The 25044-nt window shown below is 75.0% G+C and carries 24 protein-coding genes; 18 read left to right on the top strand and 6 right to left on the bottom strand.

Annotated features, from left to right (window positions below):
* Nucleotides 1-36: 36 nt before the first annotated feature.
* Nucleotides 37-639 carry an aa3-type cytochrome oxidase subunit III gene (gene ctaE, locus ABD324_RS07290; protein WP_344413782.1) on the bottom strand — a complete coding sequence of 201 codons (603 nt, stop codon included), beginning with the start codon at nucleotides 637-639 and terminating at the stop codon, nucleotides 37-39.
* Between the two features lie 127 nt (nucleotides 640-766).
* On the opposite strand from ctaE, the gene ABD324_RS07295 reads away from it, so the two are divergent.
* The 3 genes from ABD324_RS07295 (at nucleotide 767) to ABD324_RS07305 (ending at nucleotide 2608) form a co-directional block, all read left to right on the top strand.
* Entirely contained in the window at nucleotides 767-1201 is a 435-nt protein-coding gene (locus tag ABD324_RS07295; RefSeq protein WP_344413784.1) for a hypothetical protein, read from the top strand.
* Nucleotides 1198-2262, top strand: a complete 1065-nt coding sequence (gene trpD, locus ABD324_RS07300) for an anthranilate phosphoribosyltransferase (RefSeq protein ID WP_344413787.1) — start codon at nucleotides 1198-1200, stop codon at nucleotides 2260-2262. Before ABD324_RS07295 ends, trpD begins: the two co-directional genes overlap by 4 nt.
* Nucleotides 2263-2329: 67 nt before the next feature.
* A complete protein-coding gene (locus ABD324_RS07305) occupies nucleotides 2330-2608 on the top strand; it encodes an Lrp/AsnC family transcriptional regulator (protein ID WP_344413790.1) in 279 nt (92 codons plus the stop codon).
* 69 nt (nucleotides 2609-2677) lie between these two features.
* Here ABD324_RS07305 and ABD324_RS07310 read toward each other — a convergent pair whose 3' ends face one another.
* Complete coding sequence (locus ABD324_RS07310) at nucleotides 2678-4444, bottom strand: DEDD exonuclease domain-containing protein (RefSeq protein WP_344413793.1); 1767 nt, start codon at nucleotides 4442-4444, stop codon at nucleotides 2678-2680.
* A 131-nt stretch (nucleotides 4445-4575) separates the two neighbouring features.
* Between ABD324_RS07310 and ABD324_RS07315 the strand changes: the two genes are divergently transcribed.
* The 4 genes from ABD324_RS07315 to ABD324_RS07330 all read left to right on the top strand — a co-directional run bounded on the left by ABD324_RS07315 (nucleotide 4576) and on the right by ABD324_RS07330 (nucleotide 9228).
* Nucleotides 4576-5952, top strand: a complete 1377-nt coding sequence (locus ABD324_RS07315; protein ID WP_344413795.1) for an NYN domain-containing protein — start codon at nucleotides 4576-4578, stop codon at nucleotides 5950-5952.
* Between the two features lie 128 nt (nucleotides 5953-6080).
* Nucleotides 6081-6386: a hypothetical protein gene (locus tag ABD324_RS07320; protein WP_344413797.1), complete on the top strand. Its 306-nt coding sequence runs from the start codon at nucleotides 6081-6083 to the stop codon at nucleotides 6384-6386.
* Nucleotides 6387-6654: 268 nt separating this feature from the next.
* Nucleotides 6655-7980 (top strand): NlpC/P60 family protein, encoded by a 1326-nt coding sequence (locus ABD324_RS07325; protein ID WP_344413799.1) that lies wholly within the window; start codon nucleotides 6655-6657, stop codon nucleotides 7978-7980.
* A gap of 105 nt (nucleotides 7981-8085) precedes the next feature.
* Nucleotides 8086-9228, top strand: a complete 1143-nt coding sequence (locus tag ABD324_RS07330; protein WP_344413801.1) for a glycosyltransferase family 4 protein — start codon at nucleotides 8086-8088, stop codon at nucleotides 9226-9228.
* A 91-nt stretch (nucleotides 9229-9319) separates the two neighbouring features.
* Here the strand turns inward: ABD324_RS07330 and ABD324_RS07335 are convergent, their stop codons facing one another.
* Nucleotides 9320-11131 carry an AMP-dependent synthetase/ligase gene (locus ABD324_RS07335; RefSeq protein WP_344413804.1) on the bottom strand — a complete coding sequence of 604 codons (1812 nt, stop codon included), beginning with the start codon at nucleotides 11129-11131 and terminating at the stop codon, nucleotides 9320-9322.
* 143 nt (nucleotides 11132-11274) lie between these two features.
* Here ABD324_RS07335 and ABD324_RS07340 point away from each other — a divergent pair, with 143 nt between their 5' ends.
* Genes ABD324_RS07340 through ABD324_RS07365 form a run of 6 tightly spaced genes read left to right on the top strand, consistent with a single transcriptional unit; the run spans nucleotide 11275 to nucleotide 15434 of the window.
* Nucleotides 11275-11649, top strand: coding sequence for a polyketide cyclase / dehydrase and lipid transport (locus ABD324_RS07340; RefSeq protein ID WP_344413806.1), 375 nt, complete (start codon nucleotides 11275-11277; stop codon nucleotides 11647-11649).
* 10 nt (nucleotides 11650-11659) lie between these two features.
* A complete protein-coding gene (locus ABD324_RS07345; protein WP_344413809.1) occupies nucleotides 11660-12448 on the top strand; it encodes a metallophosphoesterase family protein in 789 nt (262 codons plus the stop codon).
* Between the two features lie 23 nt (nucleotides 12449-12471).
* A complete protein-coding gene (locus tag ABD324_RS07350; protein WP_344413811.1) occupies nucleotides 12472-12912 on the top strand; it encodes an SRPBCC family protein in 441 nt (146 codons plus the stop codon).
* Nucleotides 12913-12947: 35 nt separating this feature from the next.
* The gene (locus ABD324_RS07355; protein WP_344413813.1) at nucleotides 12948-14186 is read left to right on the top strand and encodes an ArsA family ATPase; all 1239 of its coding nucleotides are present in this window, start codon (nucleotides 12948-12950) and stop codon (nucleotides 14184-14186) included.
* Nucleotides 14183-14482: a hypothetical protein gene (locus ABD324_RS07360; RefSeq protein ID WP_344413815.1), complete on the top strand. Its 300-nt coding sequence runs from the start codon at nucleotides 14183-14185 to the stop codon at nucleotides 14480-14482. The genes ABD324_RS07355 and ABD324_RS07360 overlap by 4 nt, the downstream gene beginning before the upstream one ends.
* Before the next feature lies 1 nt (nucleotide 14483).
* The gene (locus tag ABD324_RS07365) at nucleotides 14484-15434 is read left to right on the top strand and encodes an ROK family protein (RefSeq protein ID WP_344413817.1); all 951 of its coding nucleotides are present in this window, start codon (nucleotides 14484-14486) and stop codon (nucleotides 15432-15434) included.
* A gap of 41 nt (nucleotides 15435-15475) precedes the next feature.
* Here ABD324_RS07365 and ABD324_RS07370 read toward each other — a convergent pair whose 3' ends face one another.
* The gene (locus tag ABD324_RS07370) at nucleotides 15476-15979 is read right to left on the bottom strand and encodes a hypothetical protein (protein WP_344413819.1); all 504 of its coding nucleotides are present in this window, start codon (nucleotides 15977-15979) and stop codon (nucleotides 15476-15478) included.
* Nucleotides 15980-16120: 141 nt separating this feature from the next.
* On the opposite strand from ABD324_RS07370, the gene ABD324_RS07375 reads away from it, so the two are divergent.
* The 3 genes from ABD324_RS07375 (at nucleotide 16121) to ABD324_RS07385 (ending at nucleotide 19396) form a co-directional block, all read left to right on the top strand.
* Nucleotides 16121-16825 carry a lysophospholipid acyltransferase family protein gene (locus ABD324_RS07375; RefSeq protein WP_344414243.1) on the top strand — a complete coding sequence of 235 codons (705 nt, stop codon included), beginning with the start codon at nucleotides 16121-16123 and terminating at the stop codon, nucleotides 16823-16825.
* A 61-nt stretch (nucleotides 16826-16886) separates the two neighbouring features.
* The gene (locus tag ABD324_RS07380) at nucleotides 16887-18194 is read left to right on the top strand and encodes a DUF1800 domain-containing protein (RefSeq protein ID WP_344413821.1); all 1308 of its coding nucleotides are present in this window, start codon (nucleotides 16887-16889) and stop codon (nucleotides 18192-18194) included.
* Entirely contained in the window at nucleotides 18191-19396 is a 1206-nt protein-coding gene (locus ABD324_RS07385) for a DUF1501 domain-containing protein (protein WP_344413823.1), read from the top strand. Before ABD324_RS07380 ends, ABD324_RS07385 begins: the two co-directional genes overlap by 4 nt.
* Nucleotides 19397-19422: 26 nt before the next feature.
* On the opposite strand, the gene ABD324_RS07390 is transcribed toward ABD324_RS07385, so the two are convergent.
* A complete protein-coding gene (locus tag ABD324_RS07390) occupies nucleotides 19423-20763 on the bottom strand; it encodes an ABC transporter substrate-binding protein (RefSeq protein WP_344413825.1) in 1341 nt (446 codons plus the stop codon).
* A gap of 106 nt (nucleotides 20764-20869) precedes the next feature.
* On the opposite strand from ABD324_RS07390, the gene ABD324_RS07395 reads away from it, so the two are divergent.
* Nucleotides 20870-21358: a polyadenylate-specific 3'-exoribonuclease AS gene (locus ABD324_RS07395; protein ID WP_344413827.1), complete on the top strand. Its 489-nt coding sequence runs from the start codon at nucleotides 20870-20872 to the stop codon at nucleotides 21356-21358.
* Nucleotides 21359-21528: 170 nt separating this feature from the next.
* Nucleotides 21529-22932, top strand: a complete 1404-nt coding sequence (locus ABD324_RS07400) for a class II 3-deoxy-7-phosphoheptulonate synthase (protein WP_344413829.1) — start codon at nucleotides 21529-21531, stop codon at nucleotides 22930-22932.
* Between the two features lie 165 nt (nucleotides 22933-23097).
* On the opposite strand, the gene pknB is transcribed toward ABD324_RS07400, so the two are convergent.
* Complete coding sequence (gene pknB, locus ABD324_RS07405; protein WP_344413831.1) at nucleotides 23098-25011, bottom strand: Stk1 family PASTA domain-containing Ser/Thr kinase; 1914 nt, start codon at nucleotides 25009-25011, stop codon at nucleotides 23098-23100.
* Nucleotides 25012-25044 lie beyond the last annotated feature (33 nt).

Consider the following 25044-nt stretch of genomic DNA (forward strand, 5'->3'; position numbering starts at 1 on the left):
ACGTCTTGTCGGTCCGGGAACGAGCGGGGGAGTCCGCTACTTGATGAAGTAGATGACGGCGAACAGGCCGATCCACACGACGTCCACGAAGTGCCAGTAGTACGACACGACGATGGCGGCGGTGGCCTGCGCGGGCGTGAACTTGCTGAGCTTCGTCCGGATCAGCAGGTAGATGAACGCGAGGAGACCGCCGGTCACGTGCAGGCCGTGGAACCCCGTCGCCAGGTAGAAGACGGTGCCGTAGGCGCTGGACGAGATCGTCGTCTCGTGCTCGGTCACGAGCGTGTGGTACTCGTTGACCTGCCCGAGCACGAAGAACGTGCCCATGAGCAGCGTCAGCAGGTACCAGCGCCGCAGGCCGAACACGTCGCCGCGCTCCGCCGCGAACACACCGAACTGGCACGTGAAGGACGACGCCACGAGGACGATCGTCACGACGAGCGCGTAGGGCACGTCGAGGTGCGTCGGCGGCGGAGGCCACTCGCCGACGTTCTGGGCGCGCGCGGTGAAGTAGATCGCGAACAGACCGGCGAAGAACATCAGCTCGCTGGACAGCCAGACGATCGTGCCGATGCTGACCAGGTTGGGTCGGTTCAGCGAGTGGATCCGCGCGCTGATGTTGGGAGCCGCTGTCGTCACGCGGGCATTATGACCCACAACTTCTACAGCGTGTCGGCCTACCCGGGTGTTCTTTTCCGCGGGACGTCCTTCGAACGTCCGACCTGCTGATCGAGTTCCCGTGAGCGGGGCCACTAGTATTCGGCGGGTGAGCAGCCCCGCGCCCGTGCAGCCGTCGAGCCGTACCTGGAACGTGCTGGTGTTCAGCCACCGCCCCGAGGTCAGGGAGGCGCTGGTCACGGCCGTGGGCCGCCGTCCGGCGCCCGACGTCGGCCGCGTCAGGTACCTCGAGGTCGGCGGGATCGGCGAGGTCCTCGCGGCGTGCGACGCCGGCGAGGTCGACCTCGCGATCCTCGACGGCGAGGCACAGCCGACCGGCGGGATGGGCCTGGCGCGCCAGCTCAAGGACGAGATCACGAACTGTCCTCCGATCGTGGTGTCCGTGCGCCGAGCGGACGACCGGTGGCTCGCGACCTGGTCGCAGGCCGAGGCCGTGCTCGTGCACCCGCTGGACCCGCTGACCGCCGCCGAGACCGTGGCGGACGTGCTGCGCGGGATCTCGAGCGGCGTCTCCGACCGTTGAGCGCGGGTCAGGCTGGTCGGACGGCACAGACCTGGCCGGATCTGCTCGGCCGGCTGATCGCGCGCGAGGACCTCGCCGCCGCGGACACGTCCTGGGTGATGGACTCGGTCCTGTCCGGGGAGGCGACCCCGGCCCAGCTGGCGGGGTTCCTCGTCGCGCTGCGCGCGAAGGGCGAGACGCCGGCGGAGATCACCGGGCTGGCCGCGGCGATGCTCGAGCACGCGAACCGGGTGACGGTCGCGGGCCGGGCGGTCGACGTCGTCGGCACGGGTGGGGACCAGGCGAACACCGTCAACATCTCCACGATGGCCGCGATCGTCGTCGCGGCGGCCGGGGTTCCGGTCGTCAAGCACGGGAACCGGGCGGCGTCGTCGGCCTCCGGGGCGGCGGACGTGCTCGAGGCCCTCGGCGTGGTGATCGATCTCCCACCCGCGGCCGTCGCGGACTGCGTGGCCGAGGCGGGCATCGCGTTCTGTTTCGCGCCGGTCTTCCATCCCTCGTTCCGGCACGCGGGTCCGGTGCGCCGCGAGCTCGGCGTGCCCACGGCGATGAACATCCTCGGGCCGCTCACCAACCCGGCCCAGCCCTCCGCGGGCCTGGTGGGCTGCGCGGATGCCCGGCTCGCGCCGCTCATCGCGGCGGTCCTGGCGGGCCGGGGCTCCTCGGCGCTGGTGGTGCGGGGCGAGGACGGCCTCGACGAGCTGACGACGACGGCGCCGAGCCGGGTCTGGATCGCCGGCTCGGGTGCGGTGCGGGAGACCACGGTCGACCCGCTGTCGCTGGGGATCCCGCGTGCCACGCGGGAGGACCTGCGGGGCGGGGACGCCCAGGCCAACGCCGCCGTGGCCCGCGACCTGGTCGCCGGCAAGACCGGTCCCGTCCGGGACGCGGTCCTGCTGAACGCGGCGGGCGCCCTCGCGGCCTTCGGCGGCCCGGTGGGCGAGGACCTGGACGGTGCTCTCTCGGCGGGCCTCACCCGCGCCGCCGAGGCGGTCGACTCGGGTGCCGCCGCCAGCCTCCTGACCCGCTGGTCCGAGGTCTCCATCCGCCTCGCCCCCTGACCACCCGCGAGTCGGCACTCTTCGTAGGCCGAAACACACGTCCACGACGCCCGAGTAGGAGAGCCCCGTGATCACCGCGATCGTCCTGGTGCACACCGACGCCGACCGGATCCCCGAGACGGCGCAGGCCATCGCGGACCTCGACGGGGTCGCGGAGGTGTACTCGTGCGCCGGGGACGTCGACCTCATCGCGGTGGTGAAGGTGCGCGAGCACGAGCAGCTCGCCGACGTGATCGCGGGGAAGCTGTCGAAGGTGGAGGGCGTGCAGCACACGGACACCCACATCGCCTTCCGCTCCTACTCGAGCGCCGACACGGACGCCGCCTTCTCGGTCGGGACGGACTGAGCGCACCCGCTCGGGAGGTCCCGCCCGTCCCGGGACCCGGCTCGGCACGTCGCAGACGTGTGTTTCGGTCTACCGAAAGTGCCGACTCGCGGGTTCGGGGTCGGTCAGGGCGTGGACCGTGGTGCGGGCCGATTCGGTGTTCTGGCGGGCCTTCTCCGCCCAGGCCCGCCAGCGGCCCGCGCCGAGAGCGGGTTCGGACCACGGGGCGCAGTGGACGAGGCGGGTGCCGCCGGTGGTGAGCCAGCGGTAGATCAGGCGCGCCTCCTCGGGCGGGGCGCCGTGCAGGGGGCCGTCGCCGGGCAGGATCGTCTGGGCGCTCTCGCGGAGAGCCTCGACCACCGGCATCGGGCGGACACCCCGACGGGCGACGTCCGCGGCCGCGAGGCGGCCGTACCGGACCACGGCGAGCTCCCAGCCACCGCGGCCGTCCGGGCGGGCGCCGACCAGCTCCGGTTGCGCGGTCAGGGCGGCGAGCTGCTGGCGGCGGTCCAGGGCGCCGATGAGCGAGACGAGCCGGTCGCGGTCGCCGGCCGCCTCCTCGAAGCGTTCCCGTGCGGCCAGCCGGTCCACCTCCCCGGCGAGGGCGTGCAGCGGGGCGTCCGCGGCACCGTCGACCAGTGAGACCCAGGTGGCGACGGCCGGGGCGTACTCCTCGGGGCTCTGCAGCCCGGCGCAGGGCGCGGCACAGCGGCCCAGCTCGTGCAGCATGCAGGGCGCCGGCCGGCCGGCCGCCGGCGCGCGCAGGGGGATCCGCTGGGTGCAGCGGCGGAGCGGGACGGCGTCGAGCAGGGTGTCGAGCGCCGCGGAGGCGGCCCGCTGGGACGCGAACGGCCCCAGCGCCCCCTCGCGCCCGCTCCCGACCACCGACAGCCGGGGGAACGCCTCGGCCGTGGGCGCGACCCACCACGTCCGGCCCGGGTTCCGCGAGCGCCGGTTGTACTTGGGCTTGTGCGCGGAGAGCAGCCGCAGCTCGCGCACACCGGCCTCGAGCGCGTGCGCGCAGACGATCGCGTCCACCCGCTCGGCGAGCGCCACCATGTCCCGCACGCGGCGCCGCCGCTCCCCGGCGGTGAAGTAGCTCCGCACCCGTCGCCGCAGGTCGCCGCTGGTACCGACGTAGAGCACCTCGTCCTTCGGCCCCCGGAACAGGTACACGCCCGGTGCCGAGGGGACCGCGGCGGCGAGGTGCCGCTGCTGGCGCTGCCGCTGGGTGGGCCGGTGGGCGGACGACTCGCGGCTGAGCGCGAGCAGCTCCTCGAGGCTCTGCACGCCGAGGTTGCCGATCCGTTCGAGCAGGTGGTGCAGCACCTCCACGGTCGCCCGCGCGTCGGACAACGCCCGGTGGTTCGGCTGGGTGCTCGTGCCGAAGTGGCGGGCCAGCGCGCCGAGCGCCACGCTGCGGCACTCCGTGCGGGGGAGGACGGCCCGGGCGAGGCGGGCCGTGCAGAGCACCGGCGGGCGGGGCCAGACCTGCCCGTGCCGCTCGCAGGCCGATCTCAGGAACCCGGCGTCGAACGGGGCGTTGTGCGCCACGAACACCGAGCCGGACAGGAACTCCAGCACCGAGGGCAGCACGGTCGGCAGGCGCGGTGCCCGCGCCACCATCGCCGTGGTGATCCCGGTGAGCGCCACGACGTTGGGCGGGATGCCGGTGCCCGGGTCCACGAGCGTGGCCAGCTCGCCGATCCGCTCGCCGCCGCGGACCTTCACCGCGCCGACCTCGGTGATCGCGTCCCGCTGGTGGCTGCCGCCGGTGGTCTCGAGGTCGAGGACGACGAACGTCACCTCGCGCAGCGGGGTGCCGAGCTCGTCGAACGACAGCTGGGGAGCGGTCACGAGGGGAACGGTAGTTCGAACCACCGACAGTTTTCGCACACCCGTTCGACGCGTGTCGCGGATCGGCACCGGCGGGTGAGGCGGGCGCGCAGGTCGTGGTTGGTTGTCGACAGAGGGGATAACCTTGACCGATGTACGCCGAGGACGACCGGGACGCGCCCGCGCAGGGCGCCGTCCCGGCGTCCCCCGGCCCGGCAGCCGCTCCCGGTAGCGGGCCCGATGCGCGTGCCGGGCTGGACTGGGACCTGCTGCCCGATCCCGTGCGGCACCGGCTCGCCGACGTCGCGGCCACGGCCGTCGCGGGAATGCCGGCCCCCGAGATCCCCGGCACGCTGCGTCCCTTCGCGCGGTTCACCCCCGCCAAACGGGCGCGTCTCGGCGCCACGGTGCTGGTCCGCGAGCTGCGGGACGACTCGGCGTTCCGCGCCGCCGTCGTCGCCTGGTGGGAGGAGCACCGCCCCGGCGAGCTCGCCGCGGGTCCGGACGAGCCGCTCACTGTGGCGGCCGCCGCCGTCCTCACCGGCGCGGCGGAGGCCAGGGCCGCGGTCGCCGCGGTCGCCCGGCGGGGGGACGCGGCCGAGGCGCGTGCCGAGCGCGACGAGGCGCTCTCGCGCGCCGACAAGCTGACCGTCGAGGTCGAGCGGCTGCGGGCGGAGCTCGTGGCCGCCCACGACCAGGTCCGCGAGGCCGCCGCCCATCGCGAGCACGAGCTGACGCAGCTGCGCCGCAAGGTCTCCGAGCAGGGCGGGCGGCTGCGCACGATGACGGACGCGCAGGCCGGCCTGGAGGCCGAGGTCGCGCGCCTGCGGCAGGGGATGGACGCGCGCCTGGCCGAGGCGGTCGCCGAGCGGGACCGGGAACGCGGACGTGCGGACGAGGAGCGGGCCCGGGCCGCGCGGGCGGCGGACGAGGTCGCGGCCGCCCGGCAGGCGGCCAAGGAGGCCCGCCAGGGCGACGAGGTGCGGCTGAGCCTGCTGCTGGAGACGCTCGGTGGTGCCGTCACCGGTCTGCGCCGGGAGCTGTCCCTCGGCGGGGGCGGCCCGCGGCCCGCGGACCTCGTGGCGGGCCCGGGGGCGATGGCGCCCGGCGACCCGGTGACCACGCCGGCCGCGCTGGACACGCTGCTCGCACTGCCGGCCGTCCACCTGATCGTCGACGGGTACAACGTCAGCAAGACCGGCTACGGCGAGCTGCCGCTGCAGGACCAGCGCAGCCGCCTGGTCGGGCAGCTGGGGGCGCTCGCCGCGCGCACCGGCGTGGAGATCACCGTGGTGTTCGACGGGGCGGCGGTCACCGCCGCGCAGACGCGCGGCACGCGCGGGGTGCGGGTGCTGTTCAGCGACGCGTCCGTGATCGCCGACGACGTGATCCGCGACCTGGTCGCGGCGGAGCCCCAGGGGCGGCCGCTGCTGGTGGCCACCTCGGACCGCGCGGTGGTCGCCTCGGTGCGCCGCAAGGGGGCCCACGCGGTGCCCTCGTCGGTGCTCCTCGGGCGTCTCGGGCACTGATCTCTCGCACGTTCGCGCTGATCAGGGCCCTGATCGCCGGAAACTGTCGGTGGTCGTCCCTACTGTCCACGGCATCGGTTCACGCATCGGTTCCAGACCGGTCCACCGGATGTCGAGGGAGTACAGCGATGATCGTCGACTGCGAGGGTTGCGCGGTCCGCGGGGCGGCCTGCGGTGACTGTGTGATCGGGGTCCTGCTCGGGATGCCGGAGGTCCCGTCGCGGGCCCCGGGCGAGTTCGCCGCGGGCGCCGCCGAGCCGGGCCCGGAGGTGCCGTCCGGCGCGCCACAGGTACAGCTCGACGCCGCCGAACGGCACGCGCTGGCCGTGCTGGCGGACCAGGGCCTCATCCCGCGGTTGCGCTTGGTTCCCACGCGGCCGCAGAGCGTCACCGACAGCGGGGGCGCTGCGCCCGAACGCCGTAACGCCGTGTAGCGGATCGGCGGCTCGGATCGCCCGGCGGCGTGGATCCGCACCGATCGGGTGACGCGCCGCTGGCGGCGTGACGGTGGCCGCGGGGTCTGGACGGGTGAATCACGTCCTCGTAATCTCGCCCACGCCATCGCGTCGAGCTGGCCGTCGTCCCCAGGGCGGCCCCGCGACGGCACCGCCGGCGCAGGGCGCTGCGGACGGCCCGGGAACCCCCGATCCCGGGCCGCACGGCGGGTGCGAGGAGGGAGCCGCGTCCGCCGTGGTGTCACCCGTGCCGCCCCCAGGTACGTCTCCCGACCACCCGCTCGCCTCCCGGACGTCCGCTCCCCAGGCCGACCGGACCACCCGGACCGGCCGCGCTGCCCAGGCCGGCCGGACCGCCCAGGCCGGCCGGACCGCCCAGGCCGGCCGAAGCGCCCGGCCGGGTCGCGTGCTCGGCCGGACCGTGGTGCTCCCCGCGCTGCTCGCGCTCGTGGTCGGTGTCGGTGCCTCACCGGCGTTCGCGGACCCCGTGCTGCCCGGCATCCCCGTGCCGGTGCCCGTCCCCGGGACGACCGGTCCGCCCGCCGGCGGTGCCGCGGCCGGCCTCGGGAACACCCCCGCGGCCCCGCTCGCCCCGATCGGACAGCCCTCCGCCCAGCCCGCCCCCTCCTCCCCGGCAGCCGCACCGCCCCAGAACGCCGCGGAGGCGCAGCAGCAGCTCGACACGGTCCAGCGCGAGGCCGAGGCGCTCACCGAGCAGTGGCACGCCGCCACGGACGACCTCGACGCCAAGCAGGCCGCCGCGGACAAGCTCCGCGGCGAGGTCCAGCCGCTGCGCCAGGCCGCGGACCAGGCCCGGTCGGACGAGGAGACGTTCCGCGGCTCGGTCGACGGCGTCGCGCTCTCGTACTTCGAGAGCGGCCGGCTGGACCAGTTCAACGCCCTGCTCGACAGCGCGGGCCCGCAGGCCTATCTCGACCGGATGTCGGCCCTGGAGACGCTCTCCGCGGACCGCGCGGTCGCGCTCGGCCAGCTCCAGCAGAAGGTCGACACCGCGGCCGCCGCCCAGCGCAGGGCGGACGACGCGACCGTCCAGGCCCAGTCCGCGGTCGACGCGGCCCGCGCGGCGGCGGACGACCTCAGGACCCGCAAGGCGGACGCCGACGCCCGGATCAAGGACGCCGAGCAGCTGCTGCGCCGGCTCAGCCCGGCCCAGCTGCGCGACCGCAACGGGCCCTCGGAGTCCGCGCCGGACGTCGCGCTCGGCACGGGTGTCGGGGTCGAGGCGCTCCGGGCCGCCGCGACGAAGCTCGGCAAGCCGTACGTGTGGGGCTCGAGCGGCCCGAACTCGTTCGACTGCTCGGGCCTCACGTCGTGGGCGTTCAAGCAGGCGGGGATCACGCTGCCCCGGTCCAGCAGCGCGCAGTCGAGGGTCGGGACCGCGGTCTCGTGGAACGACCTGCAGCCCGGTGACCTGGTGTTCTACTACTCGCCGGTGAGCCACGTGGGGATCTACGCCGGCGGCGGCAAGATGATCAACGCGCCGCAGAGCGGGGACGTCGTGAAGTACCAGACGGTCTCGCGCAGCGCGTTCAGCGGCGCCCGCCGGCTCTGAGACGACCGGCACCACCGCCTCGGCGGCCCGTTGGGCGTGCCGCCCCGGGCCCGGGCGGGTGGGGGCGTGGCGTCGACGGGCTAGCCGGGCCGATACCGTCCGCGCGTGGCCCGCACGCTCCTCGTCACGAACGACTTCCCGCCCCGGCGCGGTGGGATCCAGAACTACCTGCGGGCCCTCGCCGACGCGCTGCCCGCCGGTGAGCTCGCCGTGTACGCCCCCCGCTGGGAGGGCGCGGTGGAGTTCGACGCCGGGCTCGGCTATCCCGTGCACCGGCACCCGACGTCGCTGATGCTGCCCGTCCCCACGGTCGCGCGGACGGCGGCCGCGCTGGCCAGGGAGCACGGCGCGACCACGGTGTGGTTCGGGGCCGCGGCGCCGCTCGCGCTGCTCGGGCCGTACCTGCGGCGGGCGGCGGGGATCGAGCGGGTCGTCGCGAGCACCCACGGGCACGAGGTGGGCTGGTCCATGGTGCCCGGCGGCCGGCAGGCGTTGCGCCGCATCGGCGACGACGCCGACGTCGTCACCGTGATCTCGCGCTACACGCGCCGCCGGTTCGCCGCGGCGTTCGGGCCGCAGGCGTCCCTGGAGTTCCTGCCGCCGAGCGTCGACACCGAGACCTTCCGGCCCGACCCCGCTGCCCGGGCCGCGCTGCGGGACCGCTACGGGCTCGGGGAGGCACCGGTGGTGACGTGCGTGTCCCGGCTGGTCGCCCGCAAGGGGCAGGACATGCTGGTCCGCGGGCTCGGGTCGCTGCGCGAGCGGGTCGCGGGGACCCGGCTGCTGATCGTCGGCGACGGCCCGGACCGCGACCGGCTGCGCGCGCTCGCCCGCGAGCACGGCGTCGAGGAGCACGTGGTGTTCACGGGCCCGGTGCCGGCCGAGGAGCTCGCGCCCCACCAGGCCGTCGGGGACGTGTTCGCGCTGCCCTGCCGCACGCGCGGGGGAGGGCTCGACGTCGAGGGCCTCGGGATCGTCCTGCTGGAGGCGAGCGCCTGCGGGGTCCCGGTGATCGCGGGGGACAGCGGCGGGGCGCCCGAGACCGTGCGGGAGGGGGAGACGGGCCAGGTGGTCGACGGCCGCGATCCGGCCGCCCTCGTCGACGCCCTCGCCGCACTGCTCGCGGACCCGCACCGCGCGAGGATCATGGGCGCGGCCGGCCGGGCGTGGATGGAGAAGGCCTGGACCCTCCCGACCCGGGCCGCCCGCCTCCAGGAACTCCTGACGGGCACACCCCGGTCCTGCTGACCACGCCCCGCAGCGATCAGCAGGACCTCACTGCTGTTCGATCATGAAAAAATCGCCGTGAGGTCCTGATGATCACCCCGTACAGGGGCGGTCAGGCGGGGGCGGGGGTGTCCGCGGGGGCGTAGAGGGCGGTGATCTCGTCCGCGTACTGGCTCGCCACCACCGCCCGCTTCACCTTGAGCGTGGGCGTGAGCTCCCCGCCCGCCTCGGTGAAGTCCGCGGGCAGGATGCGGAACTTGCGGATCCGCTCCGCGCGCGACACCGCCTGGTTGGCCTCCTCGACCGCGGCGGCGATCTCGCCGCGCAGCTCCGGGTCGTCGACCAGGTCGGCCGCGGAGGACGGGTCCCCGGAGGCGGGCTTGTTGTTGCGCTCCCGCCAGGCCGGCAGGGCCTCGGGATCCACGGTGACGAGGGCGGCGATGAAGGGCTGCCCGTCCCCGACGACCATGCACTGCCCGACGAGCGGGTGGGCGCGCAGCCGGTCCTCCAGGACGGCCGGGGCGACGTTCTTGCCGCCCGCGGTGACCAGCAGCTCCTTCTTGCGGCCCGTGATCGTGAGGTAGCCGGCGTCGTCGAGCTCGCCGATGTCGCCGCTGTGGAACCAGCCGTCCTCGACCGCCTCCGCGGTCGCGGACGGGTTCTGCCAGTACCCGCGGAACACGATGTCGCCGCGCAGCATGATCTCGCCGTCCTCGGCGATCCGGACGCCGTGCCCGGGCACCGGCCGCCCGACGGTCCCGACCCGCTGGGCCGTGATCGCGTTGACCGTGATGCCCGCGGTGGTCTCGGTGAGCCCGTAGCCCTCCAGGATCGGCAGGCCGACGCCGCGGAAGAAGTGTCCGAGCCGCTCGCCCAGCGGGGCGCTGCCGGACACCGCGGCGCGCACCTGACCGCCGGTCGCGGCGCGCAGCTTCCCGTAGACGAGCTTGTCGAAGAGCATGTGCTTGAGCCGCAGCCCCAGCGACGGGCCGCCGGTGTCGATCGCGCGGGACCACGCGATGGCGGTGTCCGTGGCGGCGTCGAAGATCGAGCCCTTGCCCTCGTCGTGCGCCTTCTGGCGGGCGCCGTTGTAGACCTTCTCGAACACGCGCGGGACGGCGAGCAGGAAGGTCGGGTGGAAGCTCTGCAGGTCCGGCAGCAGGTTCTTGGTGTCCGGGGTGTGCCCGATGACGGTGCGCGAGGCGATCGCGCCGCACTGGATGACCTTGCCGAACACGTGCGCGAGCGGCAGGAAGAGCAGCACCGAGCTGTTCGCGTTGAGCAGCTCGGCGAGCACCTCGCGGACCGCGACGATCTCGGTGAGGAGGTTGCGGTGGGTGAGCTCGCAGCCCTTGGGACGCCCGGTGGTGCCGGACGTGTAGATCAGCGTGGCCAGGTCGTCCGCCTTCACCGCGGCCCGCCGCTCCTCGACCTGCGAGGCCGGGACCGACGAGCCGTCGGCGACCAGCGTGTCCACCGCGCCGCCGTCGATCTCCAGGACGAACCGGGGCTGCGCCGCGGACCTCTCGACCAGCCCGGCGTGCCCGGCGTTCTCCACCACGATCCCGACCGCCGCGGAGTCCGTGAGGATCCACTCGATCTGCGACGCCGACGACGTCTCGTAGATCGGCACCGTGACACCGCCGACGGCGACGATCGCGTAGTCGACGAGCGTCCACTCGAAGCGGGTGCGGGAGAGCAGGGCCACGCGGTCGCCCGGCTCGACGCCGCGGGCGATCAGGCCCCGCGCCACGTCCGTGACCCGGGTGGCGAACTCGGCCGCGGTCACCCCGCGCCACTCGCTGCCCTCCTGGATCCTCACCAGGACCTCGCCGGCGTGCTCCGCCGCGTTGGCGTACACGGCGTCGAGGAGGTTCTCCTCGGCACGGACCGTGACGGTGGCGGGGACGCTGTACTCGCGCACGATGCTGACCTCCGGGCCGGCGTTGGCAGGTTACCCGTGAGGAAAGATACCGCGTCGGGACGGTGGCGGGCACGCGTGGCGCCTGTCCGATCCGTCCGTTTCTGTTGCGGTCCGGTCACGGTAGGCGGGGGAGAGGGGCGACCATGCCCAGCATCGACGTGGTGGACGAGACGTTCCTGGCCGTGCCCCGCGCGCGCGTCGCGGACGAGTTCGCCGTGGCCGCCCGCTGGCCGCGGCTCTGGCCGGACCTGGAGCTCGAGGTGGTCACCGACCGTGGCGAGCAGGGGTTCCGCTGGACGGTCGCCGGGGCGCTGGTGGGGAGCATGGAGGTGTGGCTGGAGCAGGTGCTCGACGGGACCGTCGTCCACTACTTCCTGCGGGCCGAGCCGCCGGGGCCGATGTCGCCGCGGCGGGCGGCCGTCGAGGCCGGGCGCCGGCAGCGCGCCGCGAAGGCGATCGCGCTGGCGCTCAAGGCGCGGCTGGAGGCCGGCCGCGCGCCCGGTGAGCCGCCCGTTTAGGGTCGTTTTCATGCGCGTGCACGTGGTCTCCGACGTGCACGGCGAGGTGGACGCGCTGGCCCGCGCCGGCGAGGGCTGCGACGCGCTGATCGTGCTCGGGGACCTGATCGACTTCGTCGACTACCGCGATCCCGAGGGCGGCATCCTCGGCCGCGTCCTGGGCCCGGAGGTGAGCCGGGAGTTCGGGCGCGTGCGGCGCTCGGGCGGGCCGGGGGCGTTGCGCGCCTTCGCGGAACGGGCCTGGTCGCGCATCCCGGACCCGGGCGCGGTGATCACCGAGGCCGTCCACGAGCAGTACGCGCGGATGTTCGCCGTGCTGCCGGACCCGACGTACGCGATCCCCGGCAACGTCGACAATCCCGACCTGTGGCCCGCCCACGTGCGGCCGGGCACCCGGGTGCCGGACGGCGAGGTCGTCGAGATCGGCGGGCTGCGCGTCGGGTTCGTCGGGGGCGTGCCCCTGCCGCCCGGGTTCCCGGCACGCAAGGGCGGCCCGTGGCGCCCGCACCTCCCGTCCTCGGAGGACTACCTGGCCGCGGTCGCGACGATCACCGACATCGACCTGCTCTGCACCCATGCGCCGCCGGAGATCCCGGAGCTGCACTACGACGTCGTCACCAAGCGGCGCGAGCTCGGCGGGCAGGGGCTGCTCGCGCTGATCGACGCCGAGCGCCCGCGGGCCGCCCTGTTCGGGCACGTCCACCAACCCCTCGCCGCCCGGGCGCGGCGCGGGCGCACCGAGTGCGTGAACGTCGGGTACTTCCGCCGGACCGGCGAGCCGTACGTGCTGCGCTGGTGATCGGGGGCGGTAACGTTCGCGTCATGGCCGACGCGACGACCTCCTCGATCACCATCGACGCCGATCCCGAGACGGTGATGGCGGTCATCGCGGACTTCGAGGCGTACCCCGAGTGGGCGGACGCGGTGAAGACCGTGGAGATCCTGGAGCAGGACGGCGGCACGGTCGACAAGGTCCGCTTCTCGATGGACGCCGGCCCGATCAAGGACACGTACACGCTGGCCTACGACTGGGCGCCCGACGGCCGCTCCGTGAGCTGGACCCTGGTCAAGGGCCAGATGCAGAAGGCGCAGAACGGCTCCTACACGCTGGAGTCCGCCGGCGGCGCGCCGACGACGGTCACCTACTCCCTCGCCGTGGACCTCAACATCCCGATGATCGGCATGCTCCGCCGCAAGGCGGAGAAGGTGATCATCGACACGGCGCTCAAGGGCCTCAAGCGGCGCGTGGAGAGCGGCGCCTGAGCCTCACCTGAACCGGTACGGCTAGGCTTCGCCCCGTGCGGGTCGTGCTGTTCACCGGCAAGGGGGGCGTCGGGAAGACGACGCTCGCCGCGGCCACGGCCGCCCGCCTCGCCCGGTCCGGGCGCAAGTGCCTGGTCGTCTCGACCGATCCCGCCCACTCCCTGGGTGACGCGCTGGACTCGGCGCTGGACGCCGATCCCGTCGAGCTCGAGCACGGGCTGTTCGCCGCGCACGTCGACACCCGGGTGCTGCTCGACGGCGCCTGGACGGAGCTGCAGGGGCACCTGCGCACGCTGCTCGCGGGCGCCGGGATCGACGAGCTGGTGGCGGACGAGCTGACCGTCCTGCCCGGCGTCGAGGATCTCCTGGCGCTGGCCGAGGTGCACCGGCTCGCCACCTCCGGGCTGTGGGACGTCGTCGTGGTCGACTGCGGGCCCACGGCCGAGACCCTGCGGCTGCTGGGCCTGCCCGAGGCCCTCTCCGGGTACCTGGAGCGGCTGTTCCCCGCGCACCGGCGGGCCGTCCGCGGCCTGATCGCCGGCATCAGCGGCAGGAACGAGCAGAACGAGGGCTGGGAGCGCACCATCGACGCCCTCGACGGCCTCGCCGCCCGGCTCTCCGGCCTGCGGGCCATGCTCGCCGATCCGGCGGAGACCAGCATCCGGCTCGTCCTCACCCCGGAACGGGTGGTGGCCGCGGAGACCCGCCGCACCCTCACCGCGCTGGCCCTGCACGATCTCCAGGTCGACGGCCTGGTGGTCAACCGGGTCATGCCGGCGCCGCCCCCGTCGCTGCGCGGCCCGACCGCCCGCTGGCTGCGCGAGCGGCACACCGAGCAGCAAGCCGTGCTCGCCGAGCTCCGGGCCGAGGCCGGCGCGGAGGTCCCGCTCGCCGCCGTCCCGTACGCCGCGGCCGAGCCCGTCGGCGTCGAGGCCCTGCTCGGCCTCTCCGAGGATCTCTACGGCGACACGGATCCCGCCGCCCGCGGCCCGCAGGCCGGCCCGGCCCTCCGGCTCGAGCGCACCGCGGGCGAGGGCACCTCCCGGGACTCGGAGTTCGAGCTGGCCCTGCGGCTGCCCGGTGCCGCCGAGGGCCCGCTGGACCTCACCCGGGTCGGCGACGAGCTCGTCGTCACCGTCGGGGTCACGCGGCGGCGGGTGAGCCTGCCGGCCGTGCTGCGCCGCTGCGAGGTCACCGGCGCGCGCCTGGAGGGGGAGGGACACGCGACGGTGCTGGTGGTGGTGTTCGCGCCGGACGAGAGCGTGTGGATGTGAGCTGCGCCCACGCCGAGACCCTCGCCACCGAGCTGAAGGCCCTCGCCCGGACCCTGGTCGAGGGGACGGGCGGCGCCGCCGCGTGCACGTCCTGCCCGGTGTGCGCGGTGATCGCGCTCCTGCGCGGCGAGCGCCCCGAGATGCTCGCCCGGCTCGCCGACCAGGCCGGGGGAGTGCTCGCCGCCCTGCGCGCGCTGCTGGACGAGCTGCCGCACGACGAAGGGACCGCTCCCGATGACGCTCAGGACGACCGGCGGGGTCCCCGGGTCCAGCGCATCCCCGTGGTCCGGGCCTGACGTGCTGACGGTCGGCGTCGACGTCGGCGGGACGAGCGTGCGCGCCGGGGTCGTGGACCCCGAGGGCGCCGTGATCGACAGCGCCAGCACCGCCACCCCGGCCAGCGACGAGGCCCTCGAGTCGGCGATCGCCTCCTGCGTGGCGGAGCTGGCCGGGCGGCACGAGATCGGGGCCGTCGGGCTGGCGCTCGCCGGGTTCGTCGACGCGGACCGGGGCCTGGTCCGTTTCGCGCCGCACCTGTCGTGGCGGGACGCGCCGGTGGCCGAGCGGATGCACGCCCGGCTCGGCGTCCCGGTGGTCGTCGAGCACGACGCGAACGCCGCCGCCCTGGCCGAGCGCCGCCACGGGGCCGCGGCCGGGGCGGGCACGGTCGTGTTCGTCGCCCTCGGCACCGGGATCGGCGCCGCCCTGCTGGTCGACGGCGTGCTCTTCCGCGGGGCCCACGGCGTCGCGCCCGAGCTGGGGCACGTCCGCGTGGTGCCCGACGGCCGGCCCTGCCCCTGCGGCAAGCGCGGCTGCTGGGAGCGGTACTGCAGCGGCACGGCCCTGGGCACCACCGCCCTGGAGATGCTCGGGGACCCGGACGGCGTGTCGTCCGTGCTCTACCGGGAGGCCCAGCGCGACCGTGGCCGGATCACCGGGCAGCGGGTGGCCGCGGCCGCCCGCGAGGGCGACCGGCTGGCCCGGCGCGCCGTCGCGGACCTGGGCCGCTGGCTCGGCGAGGGCCTGTCCATGATCGCGGACGTGTTCGATCCCGAGCTCGTCGTGATCGGCGGCGGGGTGTCGGTGTCCGCACCCCTGTTCCTGGACGAGGCCCGCGAGCACTACGCCGCGATCGTCACGGGCGGGGGGAACCGGCCGAAGGCGCGCATCCGCACCGCCCAGCTCGGCTCCGCGGCCGCGGTGGTCGGGGCGGCGGAGCTGGCCCGCGAGGCGGTGGCGCGCCCCTAGGAGGGTGCTGAAAAGCTCCGGCCGAGCTTTTCAGTGCGCTCCTAGAGCGTGCCGTCGTCGTCCGGCTCGCCGTCCGTCGACGCGGGCTGCCACAGCCGCATCAGCAGCCAGGTGATCCCCGCGGCGATCGCGACGAGCCCCAGCGGCAGCCCGTAGACGGACGAGGTGCCGATCCAGGACGGCGCCGCGATCAGGATGATCCCGATCGCCACCAGCACGAGCCCGACGCCGACGGCGGCACCCAGCTTCGGCAGCGGCGGCGGCTCCGGCGGGACGTAGTGCTCCTCCGGGTCCAGCCGCGGGTCGATCTCCGGCGGGCCGGCCGGCGCGGGGGGCACGGCGCCGTCGTCCGCGCCACCGGGCCAGCGGGGGACCGTGCCCTCCGCCTGCCAGGAGGCGACCAGGGCGTCGAAGTCGTCGGCCCGGCCCGGTGCCTTCTCCGGGACCGCGCCCGAGACCGCGTCCGGGGAGGCCTCGGGCGCCTTCTCGGCGGCCGGCTCGGGCGTGTGCGGGCAGGGCTCCGGCCCCTCGGGCTCGTGTGCCATGCCGGCCTCCCACCCTCGTCCCGCAACGGTCCTGTCATCCTGGCACGCCACCGCCCCGCGGCGCGCCCGGGAGTCCCTCTGTTGTCGCGCCCGGCCCGCCGTCCGTAGGCTGGGTCCCTCGCGGTGAGGAGGCAGCGACCGGTGCTCTACTGGTGGTCGAAGTACGTGCTGATCGGCCCGCTCCTCCGGCTCTGGTGCCGCCCGACGATCGACGGCGTGGAGCACGTCCCGGCCGCCGGCGGTGCGATCTTCGCGAGCAACCACCTGGCGGTCGCGGACTCGTTCCTGTTCCCGTTGCAGGTCCCGCGGCGCATCACGTTCCTGGCCAAGGCCGAGTACTTCACGCAGCCCGGCCTCCTCGGCTTCCTCAAGCGCACGTTCTTCACCGGCGTCGGGCAGGTCCCGGTGGACCGCTCCGGCGGCAACGCGGCGCAGGACGCGATGGACACGGCCGTCCGGCTGCTGCGCGAGGGCAAGCTGCTCGGCATCTACCCCGAGGGCACGCGGAGCCCGGACGGGCGGCTCTACAAGGGCAAGACGGGCGTCGCGCGGATGGCCCTCGAGGCCGGTGTCCCCGTCATCCCGGTCGCGATGATCGGCACGGACAAGGTCAACCCCATCGGCTCGACGATGTGGCGGCCCGGCCACGTGCACGTCAAGATCGGTGAGCCGCTGGACTTCTCGCGCTACGAGGGCATGGCGGGGGACCGGTTCATCGAGCGCTCGATGACGGACGAGATCATGTACTCGCTCATGGAGCTCAGCGGCCAGACCTATGTGGACCTCTACGCGGCCTCGGTCAAGGAGAAGGCGGAGCAGGCGGCGCGGGAGAAGAAGGCCGCGTAGCCGTACGCGGGCCGATCGGGGTCCTGACGTTCCTCGAACATTCGGCCGTCAGGCTGGGCGGGTGTCGGTCAGCGAACAGGTCGCCGTGCGACGGCTGCGGCAGCGTCTCGGGCTGGGCCCGCGCCCGGGTGAGCCGGACGCGGCCTTCGCCCCGACCCTCGACGCGCTGCTCGGCGCCGCCCCGGATACCGCTCCGACGCCGGCCTTCCCCGAGGTCGCGGACCCGGCCACGAACGACAGCGCCGCCAAGAACAACAGCGCCACCAAGAACGACACTGCCGCGAAGAAGGCCGCCCGGCAGCAACGCGCCGAGCAGGCCCGGCAGCTGACGGTGTGGTGGCTCGACCGCATGGCGACGACGACCGCGCCGTTCCCCGAGCGCCTCACCTGGTTCTGGCACGGCCATTTCGCCACGAGCGTGCAGAAGGTCCGCAGCGCCGCGCTGATGGCCGGGCAGAACGCGACCCAGCGCCGGCTCGGCGGCGGCGACTTCCGGGCGCTGGCCGCGGCGATGATCGTCGACCCGGCGATGCTGATCTGGCTCGACGGGCGCGGCAGCAGCGTCGGCAAGCCGAACGAGAACCTCGCCCGCGAGTACATGGAGCTGTTCACCCTGGGCGTCGGGCACTACTCGGAGGACGACGTCCGGCAGGCCGCCCGCGCGCTCACTGGCTGGACCGTGAACGCGGACGGCACCGCCACCTTCCGCCCGCCGCGCCACGATCCCGGTCCGGAGACCGTGCTGGGCGACACCGCCCCGTTCGACGCCCCGGGCCTCGCCGACCTGCTGACCGGGCGCCCGGAGTCGGCCGCGTTCCTGGCCGGACGGGTGTGGGCCCGGTTCGTCTCCGACACCCCGCCCGATCCGGCGACCCTCGACGGCCTCGTCGCCGCCTACGGCCCCCAGCGGAACGTGACGGCGCTGGTGCGGGCCGCGGTGAGCGCACCCGCGTTCACCGATCCGGCGTCGGTGCTGGTCCGGGAGCCCGTGTTGTGGCTGGTGGGGGCGTTGCGGGCGCTGGGCCTGCCGGCGTCGCGGGTTCCCGCGGCGGCGCTGCGCAGCGGGATCCGGGGGCTGGGGCAGGAGCCGTTCGCGCCGCCGTCCGTGGGCGGCTGGCCCGCCGGGACCCCGTGGCTGACCACCGCGGCGGCGCTGGAGCGGCTGCGGCTGGCCGAGGCGCTGGCCGCGGCGGGCGACCTCTCCCCGGTGGCGGACCAGCCGCAGGCGCAGCGGGTCGACGCCGCCGCCGCGCTGCTCGGCGTCACCTGGACCGGCCGCACGGCCGCGGCCCTGCGACCGCTGGCCGCGCGGCCGCCGCAGCTCGTGGCCGCCGCCCTGGCCAGCCCGGAGAACACGGTGAGCGCATGAACTCCCTGACCAGACGGCGCTTCCTGCTGGCCTCCGGCGCGGCCGGGGTGGCCGCCGCCGGGATCGGGTTGGGCTGGTCGGACCTCGCCGACCGGACCCGCACCGATCCGCTCCCGGCGGGGACCGGGGTGCTGGTCGTGGTGACCCTCTACGGCGGCAACGACGGGCTCAACACCGTCGTTCCGGCCGGGGACCCCGCCTACCAGGCCGCCCGCCCCGACCTCGCCTACGCCGAGCACGAGGTCCTCGGCCTCGGCGACGGGCTGGGGCTCAACCCCGGCATGACCGGGCTCAAGAAGCTCTGGGACGCCGGGCACGTCGCGATCGTCCGCGGGGTGAGCTACCCGCGGCCGGACCACAGCCACTTCCGCTCCATGGACATCTGGCAGACGGCGTCGCCGGACCACCCCACGACGTCCGGCTGGATCGGGCGCTGGCTCGACACCCACGGCCGGGACCCGCTGCTGGCCGTGTCGCTCGAGCCGGTCCTCCCGCCCCTGCTCGCCGGCGCCAGCACGGCCGGCGCCGCGCTGCCGCTGTCCGGGCTCACCCTGCCGGGCGGCCCGCTCGGCACCGCCTTCGCGGCGTTCGGGGGATCCGCCGACGAGCCGGGGCCGCAGGCGGTGGCGGCCCGGGCCGTCGCGGACCTGCACCGGACCGTCACGACCCTGGGCCCGACCGTCGACGCGAAGCCCGGCACGGGCGCCGACAGTGGCACTGACAAGGGCGCGCTGGCGGCCCAGCTCGACGTCGTGGCCCGCTGCGTGGAGCAGGGCGCCCCGTGCCGCGTCTATTCGGTCAGCCTGGGCGGCTTCGACACCCACGCCGACGAGCGCGGCACCCAGCAGCGCCTGCTCACCGAGGTGGACCAGGCCGTGTCGGGGTTCCTGGACCGGATGGCCGGCACCGACCGCGGGCGCGCGGTGACGCTGCTGGCCTACTCGGAGTTCGGCCGCCGGGTGGCCGCCAACGCGAACCAGGGCACCGACCACGGCACCGCAGGCCCGGTGTTCGTGGCCGGCGCGCCGGTCCGGGGCGGGTTCGTGGGGCAGCAGCCCGGCCTCACCGACCTCGACGCCGGGGATCTCAAGCCGGACACCGACTTCCGCGACGTCTACGCGACCCTGCTGACCGGCGTGCTCGGTGCCGATCCCGAGCCGGTGCTGGGGCCGGGCCGCGCCACCCTGCCGCTCTTCACCTGAGCACCGTTCGCCTGAGTGCCCGGGCTCTATCCGGAGACGATCGCCGCGTTGGCGGCGTCCTGGGCCTTCTGCAGGCCAGGCCCCACCGGTGTGCGGCCCGCGAAGATCTCCCCGAAGACCGGGTTGAAGGCCCGCGAGCCCGCCCCGAACCGGGCTCCCACCGGCGGGTCGATCGTCGCGCTGCCGCCCTCGGCGCCGAACGCGGCCGTCTCCACGCCCCGCTCGCGCCAGTAGTCGAAGAACTTCTGCTGCGAGCCGGTGACCGCGGGCAGGGCCGCGCCGCGCCCGCCGACCGGGTCCGCGCCCTGCTCGGAGCCGATCCAGTCCAGGACCTTCGCGACGGCGTCCCGGTGCGGGGTCCGGGCGTTGCCGGCCGCGACCACGCTGTTGACGACGGACACCCGGCCCACCGGCCCGGCCACCATCGGCGCCACGCCCCACTCGAACGACGCGCCGTCCGCCACGTTGCGCAGGTTGTACGTGCCGGACTGGAAGATCGCGAGCCGGCCGGCGAGGAACGCGTCCCGCGCGAAGTCCGGATTGTCGTTGGTGTCGTCCGCGTCCGGCGCCACGTGCGCGACGTTGATCAGGTCGGCGAGGTACTGGAAGGCCTCGACCGAGCGGGGCTCGGCGAAGGCGAAGGTGCCGTCCGGGTCCTGGAAGCGGCCGCCGTTGGAGCCGACGAAGTCGTAGTAGATCGCCTGCAGGTCGCGCCCGGCGTTGAAGCCGTAGACGGCGACCGCCTTCGGGTCGAAGCCCGGTTCGCCCGGGTGCCGGCCCGAGGTGTCGACGGTCAGCCTCCGGAGCGCGGGCAGCAGCGTGTCCTTGGCCGGGTCCGGGTTCCACGCCAGCGCCGCCGGGTCCACGCCGGCCTTCGCGAGCAGCGCCTTGTTGTAGTAGACGACGATCCGGCCGTCGGTCAGCGCGGGGACGCCCCAGAGCTTCCCGCCGCGGCGGTACTGATCGACCGCCGCCGGCACCCAGCGGCCCTCCCGGCCCGGCAGCAGCGCCCCGACGTCCAGCAGCGCCCCGGAGTCCGCCAGCGAGCCGAAGTAGGAGGAGTTGAGCCAGAAGACGTCGTCCGCGGCGCCGCCGGTGATCTGTTCCGGCAGGCCGGCGAAGTAGTCCGCGTAGGGCACCACGTCGAGCTGCACGCGGACGTCCGGGTTGCGCCGCTCGAACTCGGCGAACGACGTGCCGTAGGCCTTGGCCACCTGGTCGTCCCACAGCCGCACGGTGACGGTCGTGGGTGCGGCCTGCGGGGGCGCGGAGCAGGCGGCGAGGACGAGCGCGGCCAGGCACAGCAGCAGGGCGGGCAGGGCGCGGCGCATACGGGCGGACTCTCCGGGGAGGGCGAGGGGCGTCACGGGGTAGTCGTTCGGAGTGCCCGAAACGTGACACGGACCGCCGGGACCGGCGCGGACATCCGGGGCCCCGCCGTCGTAGAGTCGGCCCAGGTTCGAAAGGGCGGGCATGCGTTTCTTCTACGACACCGAGTTCATCGAGGACGGCACCACCATCGAGCTCGTGTCCATCGGCGTCGTGGGCGAGGACGGGCGCGAGTTCTACGCCGTGTCCACCGAGTTCGACCCGGGCCGGGCGGGCCCCTGGGTGCGGGCCAACGTGCTGCCCAAGCTGCCCTCGCCCGCGGACCCGGCCTGGCGCTCGCGGGCCCAGCTGCGCAAGGACCTGCTCGCCTTCCTCACCGGCGCGCCGGGCGAGGTGGAGCTCTGGGCGTGGATCGCGGCGTACGACCACGTGGCGCTGTGCCAGCTCTGGGGGGCCATGCCGGCCCTGCCGCGGGCGCTGCCCCGGTTCACCCGCGAGCTGCGCCAGCGCTGGGAGGACGCGGGCAAGCCGCAGCTGCCCCCGCCCAGCTCGGACGCCCACGACGCGCTGGCCGACGCCCGCCTCAACCTGCGCCGCTGGCAGGTCATCGAGACCTCCGTCCCCACGTCGTAGATCGCACACTCGCCCTCCGAGCCGGGTACATGGCGGACTCGGTCCGCGTGCCGACTCGCGGAACGGAAGACCCGCGAGTCGGCACCTTTGGTAGGCCGAGTCGCACGTTCACGACGCCTCCTGAGGGTTCCCGGAGAGGGGGCTTCCGCGACCGAATACCCTTGGCGGTCGTGAACTGGTCCGTCGACGCCCCGGTGGACGTCCTGCCCGAGCTGCCCCCGCTCTCCGCGGACCTGCGTGCCCGGTTGGACGACGCCCTCGCCCGCCCCGCCGCCCAGCAGCCCGACTGGCCGGACCCCGCCGCCGTCTCGCACACCCGCACGGTGCTCGAGAGCGTGCCGCCGGTCGTCCTGCCGCCCGAGGTGGACCGGCTGAAGTCCCGCCTCGCCGACGTCGCCGAGGGGCGCGCGTTCCTGCTCCAGGGCGGGGACTGCGCGGAGACCTTCGTCGACAACACCGAGCCGCACATCAGGGCGACCATCCGCACGCTGCTGCAGATGGCCGTCGTCCTCACCTACGGGGCGTCGATGCCCGTGGTGAAGGTCGGCCGGATCGCCGGGCAGTACGCCAAGCCGCGCAGCTCACCCACCGACGCGCTGGGCCTGCCCAGCTACCGGGGCGACATCGTCAACGGCCTGGCGCCCAACGAGAAGGACCGCACGCCGGACCCGTCGCGCATGATCCGCGCGTACGCCAACGCGAGCGCCGCGATGAACCTGGTCCGCGGGCTGACCGCGACCGGCATGGCGGACCTGACGATGGTCCACGACTGGAACAAGGACTTCGTCCGGACGTCGGCGGCGGGGGAGCGGTACGAGGCCGTCGCCGCGGAGATCGACCGGGCCGTCCGCTTCATGGACGCCTGCGGGGTCGTGGACCACAACCTGCGCAGCGTCGAGTTCTACGCCTCGCACGAGGCCCTGCTGCTCGACTACGAGCGGGCGATGCTGCGGCTCGACCTCGACCGCGACCCGAACGCGGCGACCGGGCCCGCCCTCTACGACCTCTCGGCGCACTTCCTGTGGATCGGGGAGCGCACCCGCCAGCTCGACGGCGCGCACATCGCCGTCGCGGAGCTGCTGCACAACCCGGTCGGCCTCAAGATCGGCCCGACCACCACGCCCGAGCAGGCCGTGGAGTACGTCGAGCGGCTCGACCCGCGCAACGAGCCGGGCCGGCTCACGCTCATCTCTCGCATGGGCAACGGCAAGATCCGGGACGTGCTGCCGCCGATCGTCGAGAAGGTCACCGCCAGCGGCCACAAGGTCATCTGGCAGTGCGACCCGATGCACGGCAACACCCACGAGTCCACCACCGGCTACAAGACGCGGCACTTCGACCGGATCGTCGACGAGGTGCAGGGCTTCTTCGAGGTCCACGGCGGCCTGGGCACGCACCCGGGTGGGATCCACGTCGAGGTCACCGGCGAGGACGTCACCGAGTGCCTCGGCGGCGCCCAGGAGATCAGCGACACCGACCTCGCGGGCCGCTACGAGACGGCCTGCGACCCGCGGCTCAACACCCAGCAGTCCCTGGAGCTGGCGTTCCTCGTCGCGGAGATGCTGCGGGGCTGACCCGATCGCGGTGCGGGCCCGGTGGGGTCCGCACCCGGCCGGGCCGGCGCGCCTGGCCGGGCGCGCCGCGTGGTCGGGTCGCCGACCGGGCGACGGTGGCCGGTGGGTGCGGTACGGAGCGGCCGGGGACGGCCGTCACGTACCGCGGCAGGCGATCCGCCCTGGTCAGAACGTGTCGAGCGAGACCGTGGTGCCCCGGTCGACCTTCTCGCCGGCCGACGGCTCCTGGTCGATCACCCGGCCGTTGCGGCGGCCGAACGGGAAGCTGCTCCGCACGTCCGCCTTCAGGCCGGCGGCGGCGAGGTCCGCCTGGGCGTCGTCGAGCCGCTCACCGACCACCGAGGGCACCGTGACCTGCGGCGGGGGCGGGGTTCCCCGGCTCAGCACGAGGGTGACGGTGCCGCCGATCGGCAGGGCGGCCCCGGCCGGCGGGTCCGTGCGCACCACGGCCCCCTGCGGGACGGACGTGCTGTACTCCTGCGCCGAGTTCGACGTCACCGGGGCGAGCTGGGCGGCCCGCAGGGTCTGCTGGGCGGCGTCGACGGCGGTGCCGGCCGCGATCGCCGGGACGACCGGCCGCCCGGTCGACACCGTGAGGGTCACGGCGCTGCCGCGCAGCAGCCGGGCGGACGGGGCGGGATCGGCCGCGGCCACCTTGTCGGCAGCGACGTCGTCGTGGCGCTCCTCGGTGACCTTGTAGGTCAGGTCCGCATCGGCGAGCATCCGCTCGGCCGCCGACCGGTCGAGGCCGATGACGGACGGCATCGAGGTCCAGCGCCCCGACCCGAACCACCACGCCGAGGCGCCCACGGCCAGGCCGAGGATGAGCAGCACGGCGATCCAGGCGGCGAACACGCGGCGGCTGCGGCGGCGCGCGATCCGGTGGTCCGGCGGGTCCGCCGTCCCGGACCGCCCCGACCGCGACTGCCCCGACCGCGACTGCCCCGACCGCGACTGCCCCGACCGCGACTGCCCCGACCTCGACTGCCCCGACCGCGACCGCCCGGCCTCGCGGCGCCGGCGCGCGGCCCGGCCCTCGCCGACGGGGCCCTCACCGCCGCGCCCCTCGCCGACCCGCGCCGTCAGGTCCTCGTCCGCGCGGTCGTACGTCCGGGTGCCGCGCGGGCCCTCGGGGATGGCCGCGAGCGGGACCGGGCTCGCCGGCACGGTCTCCTGCTGGTCGACCGGCGGCGGGGGCGGTACGGGGACCAGGACGCGGGGGATCGCCAGCTCCGTGCTGAGCGCGCGCACCTCGGCGAGGAAGGCCGCCGCGTCGACCGGCCGCCGCGACGGGTCCCGCGAGGTGGCGCGGCGGACCAGGGCGTCGAGCTCCGGGGGGACCTCGCTCGCGATGTCCGAGGGGGCCGGGACGTCGTCGTTCACGTGCCGGTAGGCCACGGACAGGGCGTTGTCCCCGACGTAGGGCGGGGCGCCGACGAGCATCTCGTACAGCAGGATCCCGGCGGCGTAGACGTCGCTGCGGGAGTCCGCCTGACCCGTCGCCACCTGCTCCGGCGACAGGTAGGCCATGGTGCCGAGGATCATGCCCGCGTGGCTGACGCCGGCCTGCGCGGCCGAGGCGACCAGCCCGAAGTCGGCGACCTTGACCGCGCCCTCGTCGCTGATCAGCACGTTCTCGGGCTTCACGTCCCGGTGGACCATGCCGAGGCGGTGGGCCTGGGCGAGCCCGTCGAGCACCGGCTCGAGCACGGCGACGCTCGCCGGCACGCCGAGCGACCCGCGGCGGCGCAGCACGTCCCGCAGGGTGCCGCCCTCCACCAGCTCCATCACCAGGAACAGGGTCTGCTCGCCGGCCGGGGTGGTGCAGCGGCCGCGGTCGTGCACGTCCACGACGTGGGGATGGTCGATCCGGGCGGCCGAGAGCGCCTCGCGTTCGAAGCGGGTGCGGAACACGGGATCGGCGGCCATCCGTGGTTCCATGATCTTGATCGCGACGGGGCGGTCCAGCCGGGTGTCGAGCCCGCGGTGCACGGTCGACATCCCGCCGCGCGCCAGGACCGGTCCGAGGAGGTACCGCGCGTCCAGCAGCGCGCCGGCCGTTCCGGGGGGCGCGTTCACCCCCCGACGGTACCGTCCTGCCGGGTCCCGCCC

The organism is Pseudonocardia ailaonensis (assembly GCF_039531635.1).
In the GTDB taxonomy this organism is placed as follows: domain Bacteria; phylum Actinomycetota; class Actinomycetes; order Mycobacteriales; family Pseudonocardiaceae; genus Pseudonocardia; species Pseudonocardia ailaonensis.